The organism is Streptomyces lavendulae subsp. lavendulae (assembly GCF_002803845.1).
GTDB lineage: Bacteria > Actinomycetota > Actinomycetes > Streptomycetales > Streptomycetaceae > Streptomyces > Streptomyces lavendulae.
Map to the genome: position 1 here is coordinate 2,206,191 of NZ_CP024985.1, position 17,162 is coordinate 2,223,352.

Sequence of the window (17,162 nt, forward strand, 5' to 3'; positions counted from 1 at the left end):
TCCGCCCAGGTCACCCTGCCACCGGGGGTCCGGCGGAGCCACCGGTAAGCTGCGGAGCCGTCCCTCGCCTTCCCCCTTCTCCCGCCCCCGAGGTACCTCTCCGTGAGCTCCGCAGCACCTCCCCTCCCCGTGACGGTGGTCGGCCTCGGCGCCGACGGCTGGGCCGGGCTCGCCGCCGGCGCGCGCTCGGCGCTGGCCTCGGCCGAGGTACTGATCGGCGGGCCCCGGCAGCTGGACCTGCTGCCGGCCGACGCCTGCGCCGGACTGCGGGTGGCCTGGCCGAGCCCGCTGCGCCCGGCCGTGCCGAAGCTGATGGCCGAGCACGCGGGGCGCCGGATCGCGGTGCTGGCCAGCGGGGACCCGATGTTCTACGGGATCGGCCGCGCGCTCTGCGAGGAACTGGGCCCGGACGCCCTGCGGATCCACCCGCACCCCTCCTCCGTGTCCTACGCGTGCGCCCGCCTGGGCTGGCCGGTGGAGGACACCGAGGTGGTGACGGCGGTCGGCCGCCCGGTGGCCCGGCTCACGGCCGCGCTGCACGAGGGCCGCCGGGTCCTGGTGCTGAGCGCCGGCGCGGGCAGCCCCGGCGAGATCGCCGCCCTGCTGCGCGGCCGCGGCTTCGGCCCGAGCCGGATGCGGGTGCTGGAACAGCTGGGTTCCGAGGACGAGGACGCGTACGAGGGCGTCGCGGAGCACTGGGACCGGCCGCCGGGCGCCCCCCTGAACGTGGTCGCCGTGGAGTGCCGCCGCGACCGGGCCCATCCGGTGCCCCGGCTCGGCGCGACGCCCGGCCTGCCCGACGCCGCGTACGAGCACGACGGGCAGCTCACCAAGCGGCACGTGCGCGCCGCGACCCTGTGCGCGCTGGCCCCCGCCCCCGGCGAGCTGCTGTGGGACATCGGCGGCGGCTCCGGGTCCATCGGCATCGAGTGGATGCGGACGCACCCGTCCTGCCGGGCGGTGGCGGTGGAACGCGTCCCGGAGCGGGCCTCGCGCATCGCCCGCAACGCCGCGGCGCTCGGCGTGCCCGGACTGCGCGTGGTGGTCGGCGCCGCCCCGGCGGCCCTGGAGGGGCTCCCGGCCCCCGACGCGGTGTTCATCGGCGGCGGGCTGACCGCGCCCGGACTGCTGGACGCCGCCTGGGCGGCGCTGGCCCCCGGCGGCCGGCTGGTGGTCAACACGGTCACCCTGGAGTCGGAGGCGGTGCTCGCCGAGCGCTACCGGCGCCACGGCGGCGACCTGGTGAAGCTGGCCGTCTCGCACGCCGTGCCGGTCGGCGGTTTCACGGGCTGGCGGCAGGCGATGCCCGTCACGCAGTGGTCGGTTACCAAGGAGAAGGATCAGACATGACCGTGTACTTCATCGGAGCGGGCCCCGGCGCCGCCGACCTGATCACGGTGCGCGGTGCGCGGACCCTGGCCGCCGCCCCCGTGTGCCTGTACGCGGGCAGCCTGGTCCCGCGCGAGCTGCTCGCGGAGTGCCCGCCGGACGCCCGGCTGGTCGACACCGCGCAGCTGAACCTGGACCAGATCGTCGAGGAGTGCGTACGCGCCCACGGGGCGGGCCTGGACGTGGCGCGGCTGCACTCCGGGGACCCGTCGGTGTTCAGCGCGGTGGCCGAGCAGATGCGCCGGCTCGACGCGGCCGGGATCCCCTACGAGGTGGTCCCGGGCGTTCCGGCCTTCGCCGCGGCGGCGGCCGCGCTGAAGCGGGAGCTGACGGTCCCCACCGTCGGCCAGACGGTGATCCTGACCCGGATCGCCCAGCAGGCCACGCCGATGCCGCCCGGCGAGGACCTGGCCACGCTCGGCCGCAGCGGGGCCCTGCTGGTGCTGCACCTGGCGACCCGGTACGTCGACCGGGTCGTGGACGAGCTGCTGCCGCACTACGGCGCCGAGTGCCCGGTGGCGGTCGTCGCGATGGCCAGCCGCCCCGACGAGCTGATCCTGCGCGGCACCCTCGCCGACATCGCGCCGCAGGTGAAGGAGGCGGGGCTGGTGCGCACCGCCGTCATCATCGTGGGCCGCACCCTGGGCGCGGAGCAGTTCCCGGACAGCCACCTCTACTCCCCCGAGCGCGACCGGCATGTCTGCTGACGCTGCCCGGGCGCACGTCCTGGTCCTGGGCGGCACCACGGAGGCCCGCCGCCTCGCGGAGGCGCTGGAGCACCACCCCTCGTACCGGGTGACGACCTCGCTGGCGGGCCGGGTCTCCGCGCCCGTGCTGCCGCCGGGCGAGACCCGGATCGGCGGCTTCGGCGGCGTCGCCGGGCTGGCCGGCTGGATCGTGGGCCACGACGTCACCCACGTCGTGGACGCCACGCACCCCTTCGCGGAGCGGATGAGCTTCCACGCCTCCGAGGCCGAGGCGCTCACGGGCGTGCCGCTGCTGGCGCTGCGCCGCCCCGGCTGGACCCCGGGTCCGGGCGACGACTGGACCTTCGCGGACTCCCTCGCCGGGGCGGCCGCGCTGCTGGCGCAGCGGGACGCCCGCCGGGTGTTCCTGACGACGGGGCGGATGGGCCTGCACACCTTCGCGCACCTCACCGCGCCCTGGTTCCTGGTGCGCTCGGTGGATCCGCCGGACGGACCGGTGCCGCCGCGCCTGGAAGTGCTCCTGGAGCGGGGCCCGTTCACGCTGGAGGACGAGCGGGAACTGCTCGCCCGGCACCGGATCGACCTGCTGGTCACCAAGGACAGCGGCGGGTCCGCTACGGCCCCCAAGCTCACCGCCGCCCGGGAGGCGGGCATCCCGGTCCTGGTCGTACGCCGCCCCGCGGTCCCGCGGGGGGTCGCCGAGGCCCCGTCGGTGGAGGCGGCCCTTCGCTGGCTCGGCGCGTAGGACCCGGCCGCGGGACCCGCGGCCGCGCGGGGCGGCCGGCGGGACCGAAGTCCCTGGTGGAAAGGGCTCTTGCGGCCGGTCCCGGCCCGCCGCGGCACCCTCTAGGCTGAGGGAATGCGGATACGTCACTCCCTCGCCCTGATCCTGGCCGTCACGGCGCTCGTCACCGGATGCGGCGAGAAAACGACGCCCAGAGCGTGGGCGCCCGACGACGCCCTGCAGCGGGCCGACGAGAGCCTCGGCAAGGGTGCCGGGGAGGGCCGGGTGACGATGCGGGGCACCGGGTTCCTCGCCGCCGGGCTGGAGAAGACCCTGGAGACCGGCGGGGAGCGCCCGTACCGCTTCGACATCGCCTGCGACAGCGAGGAGGAGACCCACGTGACCCTCGTACTGTCCCGGGAGGGCGGACCCGGTGACCGCTCCTTCGACGTGGCCTGCACCTCCGGGGAGCCCACCCGGCTCAACCTCCCGGTGGGCGCCCCGGTGACGGCGCACATCGAGCCGAAGCCGCAGGACGACTCGCCGCCGGTCGGGGTGGTGTCGTGGCAGCTGCTCACCCTCGAACCCGAGGCCGTGCAGGGCTGCGCCGACGCCTTGGCGGGCTGCGCGGGCTGACCCGCGCGGGCCCGGCCCCAACTCCGCCGCGGACCCGGGCCGAGCCCGGGTGCGGGACCCCGGCCCGAGCCCCGGCCCGAGCCCCGGTGCGGGACCCCACCGGGCCCCGCACCGGGGTTCAGGCGGGCGCGGTCACGGGTAGCGGCGCGGGGTCCAGGTGACCCGGGAGCCGTCGGGCCGCTCGGTCACCCGGGTCTGCGAGGAACCGATCAGCAGGATCGTGCGCATGTCCACCTCGGCCGGCTCCAGCGCGTCCAGCGTGAGGATCCGCACCGACTGCTCCGGGCCGCCCACGTCCCGTGCGACGACCACCGGGGTCTGCGGCGAACGCAGCTCCAGCAGCAGCTCCTTGGCCTGTGCCACCTGCCAGGTCCGGCTGCGCGAGCCCGGGTTGTACAGGGCGAGCACCAGGTCGGCGGCGGCCGCGGCGCGCAGCCGCTCCGCGATGACCTCCCACGGCTTGAGCCGGTCGGACAGCGAGATGGTGGCGTAGTCGTGGCCGAGGGGGGCGCCCGCCGCGGCGGCCGCCGCGTTGGCCGCGGTCACGCCGGGCAGCACCCGTACGGGCACCTCCGCGTACTCGGGCTGGCCGGCGACCTCCAGGACGGCGGTGGCCATGGCGAAGACGCCGGGGTCCCCGCCGGAGACCACGACGACCCGCTTGCCGCGCCGGGCGAGGTCGAGGGCGAACTCGGCCCGCTCGGACTCCACCTTGTTGTCGGAGCCGTGCCGCACCTGCCCCGGCTTGACCGGCACCCGGTCCAGGTAGGTGGTGTACCCGACGAGGACCTCCGCGTCGGCCAGCGCCCGCCGGGTCTCGGCGGTCAGCCACAGCGGCCCGGCGGGCCCGGTGCCGACGACGGCGACCTCCCCGGGGCCGGACGGCACGCTGCCCGGATTGCCGATCCGGCTGGGCACGACGGCCACGGCGAAGTACGGCACGCTGTCCGGGTCGGTGTCGGCGAGGACACCGGTGCGCTCGCCCTCCATCGTCGCCCGTTCCACGTACCGGGCCTCGGGCAGCCGCCCGCTGGCCTCCATCGCCCGGCGCACGCGGGGGAAGGTGCGGCCGAGCTTCATGACGACGGCGGAGTCGGTGGCGGCGAGGCGCGCGGTGAGCTCCTCCTCGGGCAGGGTGCCGGGCAGGATCGTCAGCACCTCCTCGCCCTCGACGAGCGGGGTGCCCAGCCGGGCCGCGGCGGCGCTCACGGAGGTGACGCCGGGGATCACCTCGGCCTCGTACCGGTCCGCGAGCCGCTTGTGCATGTGCATGTACGAGCCGTAGAAGAGCGGGTCCCCCTCGGCGAGCACGGCCACGGTGCGGCCCGCGTCCAGATGCGCGGCGAGGCGGGCGGCGGAGGCCTCGTAGAACTCGTCCATCGCGCCCTGGTAGCCGCCGGGGTGGTCGGTGGTCTCGGTGGTGACCGGGTAGACCAGCGGCTCCTCGACGTGGTCGGAGCGCAGGTGCTTCGCGGCGATGGAGCGGGCGATGGAACGGCCGTGGCGGGCGCTGTGGTACGCGACGACGTCCGCCTCGGCGATCACCTCGGCGGCCCGCAGGGTCATCAGGGAGGGGTCGCCGGGCCCGAGTCCGACGCCGTACAGCTTGCCCTTGCCCGGGGTGGCGCTGGTGCTCATTCTTCCTCGCTCGCGATCGCGTTGACGGCGGCGGCCGCGATGGCGCTGCCGCCGCGCCGGCCCCGCACGATCAGGTGGTCGAGGCCCGAGTGGTGGGCGGCGAGGGCGTCCTTGGACTCGGCGGCGCCGATGAAGCCGACGGGCACGCCGATCACGGCGGCGGGGCGCGGGGCGCCCTCCTCGATCATCTCCAGCAGCCGGAACAGCGCGGTGGGCGCGTTGCCGACGGCGATCACGGAGCCCTCCAACAGGCCCCGGTCGCGCCAGACTTCGAGGGCGGCGGCGCTGCGCGTGGTGCCCATCTTCGCGGCGAGTTCCGGCACGGCCGGGTCGGAGAGGGTGCAGATCACCTCGTTGTCGGCGGGCAGCCGCTTGCGGGTGACCCCGCTCGCCACCATCTGCACGTCGCACAGGATCGGCGCGCCCGCGGCCAGCGCGGCGCGCGCCCGCAGCACGACCTCGGGGGTGTAGCCGAGGTCCTGGGGCAGGTCCGTCATCCCGCAGGCGTGAATCATGCGCACCGCGACCTGGGCGACGGAGGCGGGCAGCCCGGAGAGGTCCGCCTCGGCGCGGATCGTGGCAAAGGACTGGCGGTAGATCGCGGCGCCGTCCTTCTCGTACTCGAACACGGTGTACTCGCTCATTTCTTCACAGCGACGGTGATGGGGTGGTGCTGCGGGCGGCCGTGAGGGCCTCCGCCAGGTCTGCGTGCGCGACCGGGGCGGCGGGCCGCCCGGGCGCGGAGATCTCGTACCCGTCCGGGGTGGCGACGAGGTCCACCCAGGCGGTGCCCCGCGGGTGACCGCAGCGCCGCTCGCACCCGGACCAGTGCACGGGCAGCGGGCCGGCCGTCCGTGACGCGAGGGCCCGCGCGTCGGCGCGTACGTCGGCCCGGGACTTGGCGCAACCGGGCCGCCCGGTACAGGCGGTGACGGACCGTCGGGGATCGCCGGGCGCGGTGACGAGCCCGGCCGCGGCGAGGGCGTCGAGCGCGGGGCCCGCCGTACGGTGCGTCAGGCCGGGGACGACGACCCCGCGCCAGGGGGTCAGCCGCATCCGGCCGCTGAGCCCGGCCAGCAGCCGCCACTGGGCGGCGGTCAGCCGCCCGAGGGGTGCGAGCACGGACAGCGCGGCGGCGCCGCCGGGCCCGGCCACGATCCCGGGCTCGGGCCCGTCGCCCGCGCGGGGAGCGGGGATGTCGGGCCCGGCCTCGGCGGCCGCGCGGGGCGCGGAGACACCGGCCACCCGCCCCGGAATCCCGGCGGCGGCCAGTCGCTCACCCAACACCCTGACGTCCAGGGCGTGTTCGGGGGGCAGCTCCGTCACCCGCCAGGCCCGGCTCCCGGCGCGGGCAACGGCGTCGAGGAAATGGTTCGCGGCGAGCAGGGCGGCCCGGGGGGCGTCACCGGCCGCCACCAGGACGCCTTCCGGGGAACCGGCGGTCCACACCAGGGCACCGTCCCCGCACGCGGTCAGCGTCACGTCACCGGCGAGGGGGGCCACGTCGCCGCGCCCGTCGTCGAGGGCGAACAGGAACCGGCCCGACAGCCGGGCCGCGCCCGGATCCGCGCACAACAGCCGGTCCAGCAGCGGCACCCAGCCGGAGACGTCGGGCAGCCCGGACGCGTCGAGTCCGCTCAGCGGTGACGCGACGACGTTGCGGACCCGCTCGTGGGAGGGGGCGGGGAGCAGCCCGGCCCGGTCCAGCAGCTGCGCCAGCTCGCCGCCGCAGCTCTCGCCGAGGCCGCGCAGCTGCGCGTTGCCGCGCGAGGTGAGGTCGAGGTGGCCGTCGCCGAGTCGTTCGGCGGCGTCGGCCAGCAGCAGGGCGGCCGGTCCGTCGAGGAGTCCGCCGGGAATCCGGATGCGCGCCAGGAACCCGTCGTCGGCCGCGTGCAGGCGCAGCGCGCCGGGGCAGGCGTCACCGCGTTCCCGTATGACGGGTTCGTCCCGCGATGCGGCGGAAGGGGGCTGGGGCATGGCCGCGAGCATACCCACGATTGCCCGCCCCCGACCTGTGTCCGTCGCCACCCCCGCCCGCCCCGACCGGGCACCCGGCACCCGCCTCCGTCCCGGCCCCGGTCCGGGGCGCGTGACACGCGGTGCGTGGCACACGGTGCGGGGCACACGGTGCGGGGCGCTGGGTCCAGGGCACGCGGTGCGGGGCACGGGGGCCGGGGCGCGCGGTCCGAGGCACGCGGTCCGGGGCACGCGGTCCGGGGCACGCGCCGGAGGCGGAGGCGCGAGGTGCGGGGCGCGAGCCACGAGGCACGCGGTCCGGGCGCGGTACACGGGGCACCGGTCCGCGCTCCGGGGCGCCCGGCGGGAACCCGGGCGACGGCCCGCCACCCGGCCGCCCCGCCCGACGCCCCCCACGTCGGCCCCGCGCAGCCCCGCGTACCCCCCACGCCAACCCGCGGAGCGCGAGGCACCCCCCCCACCCCCACTCCCGGCCAGGGACGACGCCGCCTAAGATGACCTTCCGACGGGCCACTCGGCCCGTCATCGCCGAGGACGGCGACATGGGAGGAAGCCCGGTGCGATTCCGGCGCGGTCCCGCCACTGTGAACCCCGCGGAGCACCCGCGCCGGGTGAGTCAGGAACTCCCGCCGTCCTCACTGCCCGGGGCGCGGAAACCCCGAGGAAGGCCTGCCGCCGCATGATCCTGCTGCTGTCGACGTCCGACACCGATCTGCTCAGCGCTCGCGCCGCGAACACGGCGGACGGCCCCGTCCCGTACCGGTTCGCGAACCCCTCCCGCCTTCCCCTCGACGACCTCCCGGGCCTCCTCGACGGCGTCGGCCTCGTCGTCGTACGCCTCCTCGGCGGCCTGCGCGCCTGGCAGGAGGGCCTCGACGTCCTGCTGGCCCCCGGCCAGACCCGCCCGGTCGTGGTGCTGACCGGCGAACAGGCCCCGGACGCCCAGCTGATGGAGGCCTCCACCGTCCCCATCGGCATCGCGGCCGAGGCGCACGCCTACCTCGCGCACGGCGGCCCGGCCAACCTCGACCAGCTGGCCCGGTTCCTCTCCGACACCGTCCTGCTCACCGGCCACGGCTTCGAGCCCCCGGCCGGCTCCCCCACCTGGGGCCGGCTGGAGCGCACGGCCGGCCGCGACAGCGGCCCCCGGGTCGCGGTGCTCTACTACCGCGCCCACCAGATGAGCGGCAACACCGCCTTCGTGCACGCCCTGTGCGAGGCCATCGAGGCCAAGGGCGCACAGCCCCTCCCCCTCTACGTCTCCTCCCTGCGCACCCCCGAGCCGGAACTGCTGGCCGAGCTGGAGGGGGTCGACGCGATCGTCACCACCGTCCTGGCCGCCGGCGGCACCCGCCCCGCCACCGCCTCCGCGGGCGGGGACGACGAGTCCTGGGACGCGGGCGCCCTCGCCGCGCTGGGCGTGCCGATCCTCCAGGCCCTGTGCCTGACCGGCTCCCGCAGCGCCTGGGAGGAGAACGACGAGGGCCTCTCTCCTCTCGACGCCGCCACCCAGGTCGCCGTGCCCGAGTTCGACGGCCGCCTGATCACCGTCCCCTTCTCCTTCAAGGAGATCGACGAGGACGGACTGCCCGCCTACGTCGCCGACCCCGAGCGGGCCGCCCGCGTCGCCGGCATCGCCGTGCGCCACGCCCGTCTGCGCCACATCGAGCGCCGCGACAAGAAGATCGCCCTCGTCCTCTCCGCGTACCCCACCAAGCACTCCCGCATCGGCAACGCGGTCGGCCTCGACACCCCCGCCAGCGCCGTCGAACTGCTGCGCACCCTGATCTCCCACGGCTACGACTTCGGTCCGACGGCCGACATCCCCGGCCTGGTCTCCGGCGACGGCGACGAGCTGATCCGCGCCTTGATCGAGGCCGGCGGCCACGACCAGGACTGGCTGACCGAGGAGCAGCTGGCCCGCAACCCGGTCCGCATCCCGGCCGCCGACTACCGGCGCTGGTTCGCCGAGCTCCCCGCCGAACTGCGCGAGAGCGTCGAGGAGCACTGGGGCGAGGCCCCCGGCAACATGTTCGTGGACCGCTCCGCCAACCCCGAGGGCGACATCGTCCTCGCCGCGCTCCGCCGCGGGAACCTCCTCATCCTCATCCAGCCGCCCCGCGGCTTCGGCGAGAACCCGATCGCGATCTACCACGACCCGGACCTGCCTCCGTCGCACCACTACCTGGCCGCGTACCGCTGGATCCAGGCGGCCGCCGAGGACGGCGGCTTCGGCGCCGACGCGATGATCCACCTGGGCAAGCACGGCAACCTCGAATGGCTGCCGGGCAAGAACGCCGGCCTCTCGGCCTCCTGCGCACCGGACGCCGCACTCGGCGACCTCCCCCTCATCTACCCCTTCCTGGTCAACGACCCGGGCGAGGGCACCCAGGCCAAGCGCCGCGTGCACGCCACCCTGGTCGACCACCTCGTCCCGCCGATGGCGCGCGCCGAGTCCTACGGCGACATCGCCCGCCTGGAACAGCACCTGGACGAGTACGCGCAGATCAGCGCCATGGACCCGTCGAAGCTCCCGGCGATCCGCGCCCAGATCTGGACCCTGATCCAGGCGGCGAAGCTCGACCACGACCTCGGTCTCGCCGAACGCCCCGACGACGACGGCTTCGACGACTTCCTCCTGCACGTCGACGGCTGGCTGTGCGAGGTCAAGGACGCGCAGATCCGCGACGGCCTGCACGTCCTCGGCGGCGCCCCGACCGGCGAGGCCCGGGTCAACCTGGTCCTCGCGATCCTGCGCGCCCGCCAGATCTGGGGCGGCACCTCCGCCCTGCCCGGCCTGCGCGAGGCCCTCGGCCTGGACGAGTCGGCCGCCACCCGCACCTCGGCGGACGAGGTCGAGGCGACGGCCCGCGCCCTGGTCCAGGCGATGGAGGACGCGAACTGGTCCCCGGAGGCCGTGACGACGGTCGCGGCGGGCCACCCCCGGGCCGTCGCGGACATCCTCACCTTCGCGGCCCACGAGGTCGTACCCCGCCTGGCCGGCACCACGGACGAGATCGCCCACGTGGTCACCGCCCTGGACGGCGGCTTCGTCCCGGCCGGCCCGTCGGGCTCCCCGCTCCGCGGCCTGGTCAACGTCCTCCCGACGGGCCGCAACTTCTACTCGGTCGACCCCAAGGCCGTCCCGTCCCGCCTCGCGTGGGAGACCGGGCAGGCCCTGGCCGACTCCCTCCTCACCCGCTACCGCACCGACAACGACGGCGAGTGGCCCGCCTCGGTCGGCCTGTCCCTGTGGGGCACCAGCGCGATGCGCACCTCCGGCGACGACGTCGCCGAGGCCCTGGCGCTCCTCGGCGTCCGCCCCGTCTGGGACGAGGCCTCGCGCCGCGTCACGGGCATCGAGGCCATCCCCCTCTCTGAACTCGGCCGCCCCCGCATCGACGTGACGCTCCGCATCTCGGGCTTCTTCCGCGACGCGTTCCCGCACGTCATCGGCCTCCTGGACGACGCGGTCCGGCTGGCCGCCTCCCTGGACGAACCGGCCGCCCACAACTACATCCGCGCCCACGCCCAAGCGGACCTCGCCGCCCACGGCGACGAACGCAAGGCCACCACCCGCATCTTCGGCTCCCGCCCCGGCACGTACGGCGCGGGCATCCTCCAGCTGATCGACTCCCGCGACTGGCGCACCGACGCCGACCTGGCGGAGGTCTACACGGTCTGGGGCGGCTACGCCTACGGCCGCGGTCTGGAGGGCCGCCCGGCCCGCGCCGAAATGGAATCGGCGTACAAGCGCATCACGGTCGCGGCGAAGAACACCGACACCCGCGAGCACGACATCGCGGACTCGGACGACTACTTCCAGTACCACGGCGGCATGGTGGCCACGGTCCGCGCCCTGCGCGGCACGGCCCCCGAGGCCTACATCGGCGACTCCACCCGCCCGGAAACGGTCAAGACCCGCACCCTGGTCGAGGAGACCTCGCGCGTCTTCCGCGCCCGCGTGGTCAACCCCAAGTGGATCGAGGCGATGCGCCGCCACGGCTACAAGGGCGCCTTCGAACTGGCGGCGACGGTCGACTACCTCTTCGGCTACGACGCCACCACGGGCGTGGTCGCGGACTGGATGTACGACAAGCTGACGGAAACCTACGTCCTGGACCCCACGAACCGCGCCTTCCTGGAGGAGGCCAACCCCTGGGCCCTCCACGGCATCGCGGAACGCCTCCTGGAAGCCGAATCCCGCGGCATGTGGGAAAAGCCGGACCCCCAGATCCTCGAATCCCTCCGCCAGGTCTACCTGGACACGGAAGGCAACCTGGAGGGCGAGTCGGAGTAGCCGACCCCGTATCGCGCGCGGATGCCCTCGCCCCTGCCAAGGGGCGGGGGCATCCGCCGTCCCCGGGAGTTCACGATCAAGGGCCGCCCCGCCTCCTACTCCGTGAGGGCCCGGTCCGGGCCGCCGCTCCCAGAGGAAGGGGACCCCGATGGACACCGCGACCACGGTCATCACCATCGGTTCGATCGCCGTCGCCACGTCACGCACCCTGGTGGCCCTGTGGCTGCGGCTGCGCTGGCGCGCACGCCACGAACAGGCCCGGCACCAGTACCTCCTCGGGGTGACGCAGGCGCTCGGCACCGGGGCCCGGCTGGAACTCGACGACCAACGCGGCCACGGCCACCGCCTCCGCGTGAGGATCACCCCCGCTCCGGCGCGGACGGAGGACCGGGCGGCGTGAACGACCACGACCCCCTGGACCGTACGGACCTGCCCATGACGGCCCCGCCCGCCGACGCGCACGGAGCCCTGGAAGAGCGCCGCCTCCTGCGCCAGGTGACGGACGCGGAGTTCTCCGCCTTCTACCGCGCCACCGTCCGCCCCCTGGTGGCGTTCCTGATCAACCAGGGCGCCGGTGTGCACACCGCCTCCGACATAGCCCAGGAGACGATGACCACCGCCTACCGGCGCTGGAACGATCTGCACGCGCCGAAGGCCTGGGCGTACAAGGTCGCCTCGCGCGCCCTCGTACGCCGGATCGCCGGTGTGGAGGAGGATCCCGTCGGGGAGGTTCCGGAGCCGACGTCGCTGCTGGCCCGTCCGGACGCCATCGCGGAGTGGGAGGCCAGGCACCGGGTGCTCCCCCTGTTACGCAGTCTGCCGCCCAGGCAACGCCAGGTGCTGGCCTGGACGTTGGCCGGCTTCACGCCCGGTGACATCGCGGACCAGCTGGGCCTGCCGAACGAGACCGTACGCGCCAACCTGCGCAAGGCCCGCCGGGCCGCGGCCGCGTACCTGGAGACGCGGGAGGAGGAGCTGTGACCCGCCGCCACGGGACCGGAGAGCCCGGCGACGAGGCCGTGGACCGGTGGTTCGTCGGCCACGGGCGTGCTCTGGCCGATGCGCTGGGCGAAGCCCTGGACATCGAGGCCGGGCTGCGCGAGGTCCTCGTCCAGTCCAGGCACGACGATGCCGAGGCGGATCTGGAGGCCGTCCTCGACGAGGAGGCCGGGCTCGGCGCCATCCTGCCCGTCGGCGCTTCGGCCGACCGGACCGACCGTCCCGCGACCTCGCGCATGAGGACGGCTGCGGAGGGGTTCCTTCACTCGGTCAGCCCGATGGACCGCCTCGCCGTGCGCGGCGACCCCGAGGTCGCGGCGGCCGGCCGCGCCCTCGACAAGGCCGTCGACCTCACCCTGCACCTCGACGACCGCCGCCTGGTTGTCGAACGGGCCATCGACCTCGCCCAGGACCTCGTGCTCGACCTCTCCCGGGCCCGCGACCTCGACTTCGACATCGTCCTGACCCTCGACCCGGAGCTGGACCGCGGACTCTTCCATGCCCTGGAGACCGCCAGGTCCATCGGCGCACTCGGTTTCCTCACGAACCGGGACCGGGAGGACCGGGAGGACCGGGACCTCGTACGCGCGCTCGTCCATGCCTACGACCTCAACCTCGCCCGCGCGCGCGGTCTCGACACCGCCCGCGCCCACGCGCAGGACCTCAACCGAGTGCTCGACCTCGCCCATGTTCTCTCCCTCCGCGTCATCGCCGCCCGCTCCGACGACGACGAGGCTGCCGCCGCCTCCGACCTGGCCCGGGTCCTCGTCGCCATCCGCGCCGAGCAGGTCGGCCGGGCCATCGCCGGAGTCCTGCACCGGGAGCCGCCCCCGCTCGACAAGGACGCGGCGCTGGCCTTCCTGCACGACTTCACCACCGCCGACCTGCGCGCCGCCGAGCTGCAGGGCATCGACCTGGGCGGCGTGTACTGGTCCGAGCACGGGACGCGGTGGCCGGCCGCACTGGACCTGGACGACCTCAGGCGGCGCTCGGTGGAGACCCCGGCGGGCAGCGCCACCTGGGTCGTCCGCCGGGGCACCGCGGAGTTCCGGGAGTTCGCCGTGCTGTGACGGCGGAGGGGACCAGCCCCTCCTATCCTCCTTCGGCACCCCGCGCCACCGATCGGCGTGTGGGTCACCTGATGAAGTGAACTCCCCCTTGTCCCGCCGTCGCCGCGGGTAGGGCCCTGCTGATCTCGTGCGGGGGGCGGGAACCGCCGGTCCCCGTGTCCCTGAGCGAAAGGCCCGGGCCGTCGTGACGCAGCCGTTCCAACTGCCGGAGTTCTACGTGCCCTATCCGGCGCGACTCAACCCCCACCTGGAGGAGGCGAGGGTCCACACCAAACGGTGGGCGCGCGGCTTCGGGATGCTGGAGGGTTCCGGGGTCTGGGAGGAGAAGGACCTCGACTCGCACGACTACGCCCTGCTGTGCGCGTACACCCACCCCGACTGCGACAGTGACGCGCTGGACCTGGTCACCGACTGGTACGTGTGGGTCTTCTTCTTCGACGACCACTTCCTGGAGATGTACAAGCGCTCCCAGGACCGCGAGGGCGCCAGGGCGTACCTCGACCGGCTCGCCGCCTTCATGCCGATGGACCTGGCCGCGGGCTTCCCGGAGGCCACCAACCCCGTCGAGGCGGGGCTCGCGGACCTGTGGGCGCGGACCGTCCCGGCCATGTCGACGGACTGGCGGGAACGGTTCTCCTTGTCCACGAAGAACCTGCTCGACGAGTCGATGTGGGAGCTCGCCAACATCAACATCGGGCGGGTGGCGAACCCGCTGGAGTACATCGAGATGCGCCGCAAGGTGGGCGGCGCCCCCTGGTCGGCCGGGCTGATCGAGTACGTCTCCGCCGAGGTGCCCGCGCGCGTGGCGCACTCGCGGCCGCTCGGCGTGCTGCGCGACGCCTTCGCCGACGCCGTGCACATCAGGAACGACATCTTCTCCTACGAACGCGAGGTCGCCCACGAGGGCGAGCTCTCCAACGCCGTCCTGGTGCTGGAGACCTTCCTCGGCTGCACCACCCAGGAGGCCGCGGAGGCCTCCAACGACCTGCTCACCTCCAGGCTCCAGCAGTTCGAGCAGACCGCGCTCGTCGAACTCCCCCAGCTCTTCGCCGACCACGCCATGGACCCCGCCGAGATCGCGGCCGTCCTCGCCTACGCCAAGGGCCTGCAGGACTGGCAGTCGGGCGGCCACGAGTGGCACATGGTCTCCAGCCGCTACATGAACAAGGAGGCCAAGCCCACCGCCCCGCTCACCCTGCCCTTCCTCCCCAGCGGGCTCGGCACCACCGCGCTCGACGTCGGCTCCCTGTTCACCCCGCGGTCGGTGGAACTGCGCCGTCGCTCCTTCACCCACGTCCCCTTCGAACGCACCGGCCCGTCCGTGATCCCGGACATCCACATGCCCTTCGAGCTCTCCCTCAGCCCCCACCTCGGCTCCGCCCGCGAGGGATCGGTGGAGTGGGCCCGCCGGATGGGCCTGATCGACCCGCAGCCGGGCGATCCCGGCTCCGCCATCTGGAACGAACAGAAGCTGCGCGGCTACGACTTCGCCCTCTGCTCGGCCGGCATCGACCCCGACGCCACGCCCGGGGCGCTGCTGCTCAACGCGTGCTGGCTGACCTGGGGGACGTACGGGGACGACTACTACCCGGTGGTGTTCGCTCGTTCCGGGAACCTCACGGCCGCCAAGGCGGCCACGGCCCGGCTGATCTCGATGATCCCCGTCGACCACGCCGAACAGCCGCTGCCGCTGACCGCGCTGGAGCGCTCCCTCGCCGATCTGTGGGTGCGCACCACGCAGGACATGGACGACCGGGTCCGTGCCGAGTTCCGGGCCACGCTGGTGAGCATGCTGGAGAGCTGGGTGTGGGAGACGGAGAACCAGATCGCCAACCACATCCCGGACCCGGTGGACTACGCCGAGATGCGCCGCCACACCTTCGGCTCGCACCTGACGATGTACCTGTGCCGACTCGGGCAGGCCGGCCGCGGCATCCCCGAGGAGATCTACCGCTCCGGGACGATCCGCTCGCTGGAGAACGCGGCGGCCGACACCGCCTGCCTGATCAACGACATCTTCTCGTACCAGAAGGAGGTGGAGGTCGAGGGCGAGGTGCACAACCACGTCCTCGTCGCCCGGAACTTCTTCGACATCGGCTACGAGCAGGCCCTGCACATCTGCCACGACCTGATGACGCAGCGCACCGAGGAGTTCGAGCACATCGTCGCAACGCAGCTGCCGTTGCTCTACGAGGACTGGAAGCTGGACCGGGAAGCGCGCGCCGGGCTCGACGCGTACGTCGTGGAGCTCAAGGACTGGCTGGCCGGGATCCTCAACTGGCACCGCAAGTGCCGCCGTTACCGCGAGGAGGACCTGCACCGGCCGGCCGACGTTCTGCACCGGCCGGCCGACGGCCCGTCCGCCGCCATCGGGGGTTCCGGCTTCGGCATGGCGGCGGCCCGGATCCGCCTCCCCGCCTGAGCGGGGAGGCGGTCCGAGGGGGTCAGAACTCGTCCCCCGTGTGCGGGAGCGGCCCCGTCGCCAGGGCCGCGTCCAGGGCGGCCGCGGCGCCCGGGGCGTGTTCGGTCACCAGCCCGGCGGCCACCAGCTCGGCCGCCCTGGTGCCGCCCAGGTAGCAGGCGGCCAGCTCCCTCACGTCCAGGGTCAGGTCGGGGGTCGCGCGGGCGGGCTCGTACGTCGCCCCGCCCGGCCCGGCCTTGAGGCGGAACCGCCCGGCGTTCGCGGGCAGCCGTACGTCGGCCAGCTGCAGCACGAGTTCCACCGGCGCCGCCCACGTCCGGGCCGTCAGCGCCGCGGCCACGTCGACCAGGCGCAGCCAGAGCGCCGGGAACTGGGCGGTGGCCCTGACCTGGTCCCGGTCGGCGGCGAAGTGCAGCAGCGGGTCGTCGGCCGGGCGGCACCGGGCGCGGACGGTACCGGTCAGGTCGAGGGAGGCCACGCAGTCCCACAGCGCGGCGGCGACGGCGGGGGTGTCCGCCTCCAGTTCGTCGACGCGGACCAGCCCCGGGGCGCGGGCCGGGAGGGGGCCCGTGTCGTCCTCCGGCTTCGTGCGGTAGAGGACGTAGCCCGCCACCGGCTCTCCCGGCCGGCCGAGGGCGATGATCCGGGGCGGGCCCAACTCCTCGTCCTCCTCGTCCCGTTCGCACAGCCACTCCTGCTCCCAGCGTTCGGGGCTGCGGGTCGGCCGCCCGGCGCGGGTGCGGCGGGCGGCCTCGTGGTACGGGGCGATCACGTCGGGGACGTCGGCCGGTTCGATCAGACGCAGGGGGCGCGGGTCGGGGGCGATCCGCAGGGCGAGCGGCCGGCCGGAGTCGATCTCGACGGTGACGCCCTGGGTGGCCGCCCCGTAGCCGAAGCGTCCGTAGATGGCCGATTCGGAGGCCCACAGGGCGGCGAGCGGGCTGCCCGCGGCCGCGGCCCGGCGCAGCCGCTCCTCCATCAGCGCGGTGAGGACGCCCCGGCGCCGGTGGGTGGGGGCGACGGAGACGAAGGTGAGTCCGGGGCAGTCGAGGTCGGCTCCGGGGACCGAGAGGCGGAAGGGGTGCGCGGCCATGAAGCCGACGAGCGCCCGCCCGTCGTAGGCGCCGAGCCGGTCGCAGCCACTCAGCAGGCGGTGGTGGCGCCGGCGCGCCTCCTCTTCCGGGCGGTCGTGGAAGACCAGGTAGGCGAGCTCCTGGGCGCGGTCGATGTCGGCCTCGGGTACCTCGCGGATGTCCACCATGATCCGGAGACTAATCGGTCATCGCGGACCGGTCACCCC

At 74.7% G+C, this 17,162-nt stretch carries 13 protein-coding genes and 1 riboswitch; of the genes, 9 read left to right on the top strand and 4 right to left on the bottom strand.

Features of this window, described 5'->3' with window-relative positions; translation table 11 throughout:
- Positions 1-102 precede the first annotated feature (102 nt).
- From SLAV_RS09245 to SLAV_RS09260, 4 genes are all read left to right on the top strand, one after another.
- Positions 103-1,350: a bifunctional cobalt-precorrin-7 (C(5))-methyltransferase/cobalt-precorrin-6B (C(15))-methyltransferase gene (locus tag SLAV_RS09245; protein WP_030234549.1), complete on the top strand. Its 1,248-nt coding sequence runs from the start codon at positions 103-105 to the stop codon at positions 1,348-1,350.
- The gene (cobM, locus tag SLAV_RS09250) at positions 1,347-2,096 is read left to right on the top strand and encodes a precorrin-4 C(11)-methyltransferase (protein WP_030234546.1); all 750 of its coding nucleotides are present in this window, start codon (positions 1,347-1,349) and stop codon (positions 2,094-2,096) included. Before SLAV_RS09245 ends, cobM begins: the two co-directional genes overlap by 4 nt.
- Positions 2,086-2,841, top strand: a complete 756-nt coding sequence (locus SLAV_RS09255; protein ID WP_030234544.1) for a cobalt-precorrin-6A reductase — start codon at positions 2,086-2,088, stop codon at positions 2,839-2,841. The genes cobM and SLAV_RS09255 overlap by 11 nt, the downstream gene beginning before the upstream one ends.
- A gap of 114 nt (positions 2,842-2,955) precedes the next feature.
- Positions 2,956-3,456, top strand: a complete 501-nt coding sequence (locus SLAV_RS09260; protein WP_030234541.1) for a hypothetical protein — start codon at positions 2,956-2,958, stop codon at positions 3,454-3,456.
- Between the two features lie 132 nt (positions 3,457-3,588).
- Here the strand turns inward: SLAV_RS09260 and SLAV_RS09265 are convergent, their stop codons facing one another.
- Genes SLAV_RS09265 through cobG form a run of 3 tightly spaced genes read right to left on the bottom strand, consistent with a single transcriptional unit; the run spans position 3,589 to position 7,071 of the window.
- Positions 3,589-5,094 (bottom strand): precorrin-2 C(20)-methyltransferase, encoded by a 1,506-nt coding sequence (locus SLAV_RS09265; RefSeq protein ID WP_030234539.1) that lies wholly within the window; start codon positions 5,092-5,094, stop codon positions 3,589-3,591.
- A complete protein-coding gene (locus SLAV_RS09270; protein WP_030234537.1) occupies positions 5,091-5,738 on the bottom strand; it encodes a precorrin-8X methylmutase in 648 nt (215 codons plus the stop codon). Before SLAV_RS09270 ends, SLAV_RS09265 begins: the two co-directional genes overlap by 4 nt.
- Positions 5,739-5,742: 4 nt before the next feature.
- On the bottom strand, positions 5,743-7,071 hold the full coding sequence (gene cobG, locus SLAV_RS09275) for a precorrin-3B synthase (RefSeq protein WP_234333734.1): 1,329 nt from the start codon (positions 7,069-7,071) through the stop codon (positions 5,743-5,745).
- A gap of 525 nt (positions 7,072-7,596) precedes the next feature.
- Positions 7,597-7,697: riboswitch (cobalamin riboswitch) on the top strand.
- Positions 7,698-7,750: 53 nt separating this feature from the next.
- Between cobG and cobN the strand changes: the two genes are divergently transcribed.
- From cobN to SLAV_RS09300, 5 genes are all read left to right on the top strand, one after another.
- A complete protein-coding gene (gene cobN / locus SLAV_RS09280) occupies positions 7,751-11,371 on the top strand; it encodes a cobaltochelatase subunit CobN (RefSeq protein ID WP_030234532.1) in 3,621 nt (1,206 codons plus the stop codon).
- A gap of 148 nt (positions 11,372-11,519) precedes the next feature.
- Positions 11,520-11,771: a hypothetical protein gene (locus tag SLAV_RS09285; protein WP_030234529.1), complete on the top strand. Its 252-nt coding sequence runs from the start codon at positions 11,520-11,522 to the stop codon at positions 11,769-11,771.
- Positions 11,768-12,352 carry an RNA polymerase sigma factor gene (locus SLAV_RS09290; protein WP_234333733.1) on the top strand — a complete coding sequence of 195 codons (585 nt, stop codon included), beginning with the start codon at positions 11,768-11,770 and terminating at the stop codon, positions 12,350-12,352. Before SLAV_RS09285 ends, SLAV_RS09290 begins: the two co-directional genes overlap by 4 nt.
- Positions 12,349-13,440, top strand: a complete 1,092-nt coding sequence (locus SLAV_RS40980; protein WP_030234525.1) for a hypothetical protein — start codon at positions 12,349-12,351, stop codon at positions 13,438-13,440. The genes SLAV_RS09290 and SLAV_RS40980 overlap by 4 nt, the downstream gene beginning before the upstream one ends.
- 184 nt (positions 13,441-13,624) lie before the next feature.
- The gene (locus SLAV_RS09300; RefSeq protein ID WP_030234522.1) at positions 13,625-15,862 is read left to right on the top strand and encodes a terpene synthase family protein; all 2,238 of its coding nucleotides are present in this window, start codon (positions 13,625-13,627) and stop codon (positions 15,860-15,862) included.
- A 22-nt stretch (positions 15,863-15,884) separates the two neighbouring features.
- Here the strand turns inward: SLAV_RS09300 and SLAV_RS09305 are convergent, their stop codons facing one another.
- Entirely contained in the window at positions 15,885-17,123 is a 1,239-nt protein-coding gene (locus tag SLAV_RS09305) for a GNAT family N-acetyltransferase (protein WP_030234521.1), read from the bottom strand.
- Between the last annotated feature and the right edge of the window lie 39 nt (positions 17,124-17,162).

Bases quoted from the DNA above. Each gene is read 5' to 3' on its own strand.
- SLAV_RS09305 (WP_030234521.1), bottom strand. From the start codon at position 17,123: ATGGTGGACATCCGCGAGGTACCCGAGGCCGACATCGACCGCGCCCAG.
- SLAV_RS09265 (WP_030234539.1), bottom strand. From the start codon at position 5,094: ATGAGCACCAGCGCCACCCCGGGCAAGGGCAAGCTGTACGGCGTCGGA.
- cobN (WP_030234532.1), top strand. From the start codon at position 7,751: ATGATCCTGCTGCTGTCGACGTCCGACACCGATCTGCTCAGCGCTCGC.
- SLAV_RS09255 (WP_030234544.1), top strand. From the start codon at position 2,086: ATGTCTGCTGACGCTGCCCGGGCGCACGTCCTGGTCCTGGGCGGCACC.
- SLAV_RS09270 (WP_030234537.1), bottom strand. From the start codon at position 5,738: ATGAGCGAGTACACCGTGTTCGAGTACGAGAAGGACGGCGCCGCGATC.
- cobM (WP_030234546.1), top strand. From the start codon at position 1,347: ATGACCGTGTACTTCATCGGAGCGGGCCCCGGCGCCGCCGACCTGATC.
- cobG (WP_234333734.1), bottom strand. From the start codon at position 7,071: ATGCCCCAGCCCCCTTCCGCCGCATCGCGGGACGAACCCGTCATACGG.
- SLAV_RS09260 (WP_030234541.1), top strand. From the start codon at position 2,956: ATGCGGATACGTCACTCCCTCGCCCTGATCCTGGCCGTCACGGCGCTC.
- SLAV_RS09285 (WP_030234529.1), top strand. From the start codon at position 11,520: ATGGACACCGCGACCACGGTCATCACCATCGGTTCGATCGCCGTCGCC.